The organism is Sulfuricaulis sp., assembly GCF_049587675.1.
GTDB lineage: Bacteria > Pseudomonadota > Gammaproteobacteria > Acidiferrobacterales > Sulfurifustaceae > Sulfuricaulis.
Map to the genome: position 1 here is coordinate 1 of NZ_JBAVEJ010000043.1, position 3073 is coordinate 3073.

Consider the following 3073-nt stretch of genomic DNA (forward strand, 5'->3'; position numbering starts at 1 on the left):
CCTGGGAGGCGCGGGCCGCGCAGCTGGCCGCGATCATGCGCGCCGCGGTTTGAACGCCGGCGGTTTTAGACCCGCGCCCCCGGGACAGGTTATTCTTGCGCGCATCCATCCGCTAACCCGAACGAGGTCGTGGCCCGCTTCGACTGGAGCGTTGTTAGGGCGCGGCTGGAAAGAATTTATCTCGATGCGATCGCCAAGATTCATACGGCATGAAAAAAATTGAAATTGTCAGCCTGGTTCTCCTGGGCTTGCTGTTCTTCGTCTGGCCTGTGCCGCACACGGTTTCCGCGCGCGATCTGCTGTTGGCTTCGAATCTGCTGGTTTTCAGCTATCTCGCCTGGCGCAAGGGATGGCCGCGCGACGTCGCGCATGCGTTGTCCGTGCCTGGCGCGATTCTGCTGGCGCTGACGGCATGGATGTACATGGTGGCCGTTTTTGTTTTCCCCGAAAGTATCTGGACGCTCGACGAGATCGAAAGTCAGTGGTGGCGCGCCGTGGTGGCGCTGCTTATCGGAGCGTTCGTGGCGACGGCGGCGCGGGGAAATTCCAGATTCACACAGGGCGTATTCGCGGTTTTGCTCGCGGCGCTGGTGGCGCACGTGCTGTATGTGGATTTTCAGGCCGCGCGGGGACTGTTGGCGCCCGGGTCGCTCGAACGGATGGCCGGTCTGACCGAGGGACCGGATAAGAGCAACTATCTAACCAACGTACTGTTTGGTTTCTTGTTGGCGGAACTGTTTTTCCGAGTCGTGTACAAGAAGCGCGTGCTTCCGCTATCTCATGCCGTATTCGCCGCGGTGTTGGCGCTGGCGGCAGCATCGGTATTTGCCGAGCGCACGCGCAACGGGATTATCACGCTGGTGCTGATGCTGCTCCTGCTGGGCTGGTTTTACCTGCGTGAGCGTCGTGATCGCCTGAACAAGCTGGCCATTTCTGCCGGCGTCGTCGCGATGTTCGTGGTGACGCTGGGCGGACTGGGTCTGGTTGTGACCGCCCGGCAATCCTCAAGCTTGAATAATTTGATCGACACGGTTCCGATCGCCTGGGATACGGAACATTACAAAGCCTGGCAGCAAGCAGATCCCAGCAGCTTGCCAGAATTGCCAAGTGGCGAGACGGTGGATATCTCTGTTTATCTGCGCATCGCCTGGCTCAAGGAAGGATTGCTGCTGGTGCGCGATCATCCGTTCGGCATCGGATTCGACCGCAATGCCTTCGGCCATGGCCTGAAAGCGAAATACGGTCGGGGCGTGGGCCACAGCCACAGCGGGCTGCTCGACATGGCGATTGGCCTTGGCATTCCCGGGGCCTTGCTGTGGCTCGGTTTTTTTGCGAGTCTCGCGGCCATCGCCTGGCGACGCCACTGCGCGAGCGGAAATTATGCGGCGATCCTGCTGCTTCTGCTGCTTCTCGATTACGGCGTGCGCATGGTGCTGGACAGCGTCATCCGCGATCACATGCTCCAGCAGTTCATGTTTCTCGCGGGGCTCGCGGCGGTGCTGACCGTGGCCGGGGTTCCGGAAAAAAGGAAAGCGTCTGCATGAGCAAAACCGCCGCGCCGAGCATACTCGTGATCCGCCGCGACAATATCGGCGACCTGGTGTGCACCACGCCGCTGATCCACGCGCTGCGCGAACGTTTTCCGAAGGCGCGGCTGAGCGTGCTGGTCAACAGCTACAACCGCCCGGTGGTCGAGAACAATCCGGACATCGACGTTATTTACGCCTACATGAAGGCCAAGCATCGCGAGCCGGGCCAAAGCGTGCTCGGCGTGATCTGGGGGCGCGTGCAGCTCATGCGTGAGCTGCGCCGCCAGCGCTTCGATTACGCCATCATCGCCGGGGCGCATTTTCTCCCCCGTGGTTTGCGTCTGGCGCGCGCCATCAAGCCGAAGCACATCGTCGGTTTCACCGAACCAGGCAAGCGCGGGATCGAGCACATCGATACCGGCGTGACGTACACGCAGCCGCAGCCGCTGCACGAGGCCGAGGACGTCTTCCGCCTGCTGGCGCCGCTCGGTATCGACGGCGAGCCGCCGGCGTTGCGTTTGTTCCCGGCAGCTGCGGCGGTGGCCTCGGCGCAGTCGGCGTTGCGCGAGAAGCATCTCGCGCTGGACAAGCTTATCGGCGTGCACATCAGCGCGCGCAAACCGCTCAACCGCTGGCCGGCGGAAAATTTTGCTGACCTCATCCGTCGTCTGCATCAGGCGCACGGCGCCGACTTCATGCTGTTTTGGTCGCCGGGCTCGGCCGCCAATCCGCGTCATCCGGGCGACGACGAGAAGGCGCAGCAGATCATGGACGCCGTGAAGGATATTCCGGTGCTGGCCTATCCCACCGACAGTCTTGACCAGCTGATCGCCGGGCTGGCGCAGTGCCGTGCGGTGGTGTGCAGCGACGGCGGCGCGATGCACATCGCCGCGGCGCTCGGCAAACCGATCCTGTGTTTCTTCGGCAAGTCCGACAAGACCCGCTGGTATCCGTGGAAGGTGCCGCATGTGCTGCTGCAGCCGCCGAGTCTGAATGTCGCGGATATCGGTGTGGACGATGCATCCCGTGCCTTCGATCAACTGCTTGCCCGCTCGGTGCGGAAAAATTCCGGTGCCGAGGCGAAAATGGATTAGTGGACACGCCCGTTTCTTCACTGCGCGACATCGCCATCGTCCGGCTCTCGGCGCTGGGCGACGTCACGCTGTTGCTGCCCGTGGTCGAAACCCTGAAACGCGCCGCGCCGCAGGCGCGGATCACCTGGATCACGGGCACGTTCGCCTATCAGTTGCTCGAAGGGTATCCGGGAGTGGAATTCATGGTCTTCGACAAAAGCCGGGGCCTGCGCGCGTATCTTGATCTGCGCCGGCAACTCCACGGCCGGCGTTTCGACGCACTGCTCGCGATGCAGGCAAGCTGGCGTGCCAACTTCATCTACCCGCTGATCGAAGCGCCGATCAAGATCGGTTTCGACAGCACCCGCGCCCGCGACGGCCAGCGGCTGTTCACCAACCACCGCATCCGGTTCGCCCGCGAGCACCTGCTCGACAGCTTCTTCGCTTTCCTCGGTGCGCTCGGGATCGAAG

The 3073-nt window shown here is 62.5% G+C and carries 3 protein-coding genes; all 3 read left to right on the forward strand.

All coding sequences use genetic code 11. The features are described 5' to 3' along the window. Positions 1-209 precede the first annotated feature (209 nt). Positions 210-1544, forward strand: a complete 1335-nt coding sequence (locus WB402_RS01705; RefSeq protein WP_424205126.1) for an O-antigen ligase family protein — start codon at positions 210-212, stop codon at positions 1542-1544. Beyond that, on the forward strand, positions 1541-2623 hold the full coding sequence (locus WB402_RS01710) for a glycosyltransferase family 9 protein (RefSeq protein ID WP_424205128.1): 1083 nt from the start codon (positions 1541-1543) through the stop codon (positions 2621-2623). The genes WB402_RS01705 and WB402_RS01710 overlap by 4 nt, the downstream gene beginning before the upstream one ends. Next, a partial coding sequence (locus tag WB402_RS01715; RefSeq protein WP_424205130.1) for a glycosyltransferase family 9 protein occupies positions 2623-3073 on the forward strand: 451 nt, incomplete at its 3' end. The genes WB402_RS01710 and WB402_RS01715, both read left to right, overlap by 1 nt.

Bases quoted from the DNA above. Each gene is read 5' to 3' on its own strand.
- WB402_RS01705 (WP_424205126.1), top strand. From the start codon at position 210: ATGAAAAAAATTGAAATTGTCAGCCTGGTTCTCCTGGGCTTGCTGTTC.
- WB402_RS01710 (WP_424205128.1), top strand. From the start codon at position 1,541: ATGAGCAAAACCGCCGCGCCGAGCATACTCGTGATCCGCCGCGACAAT.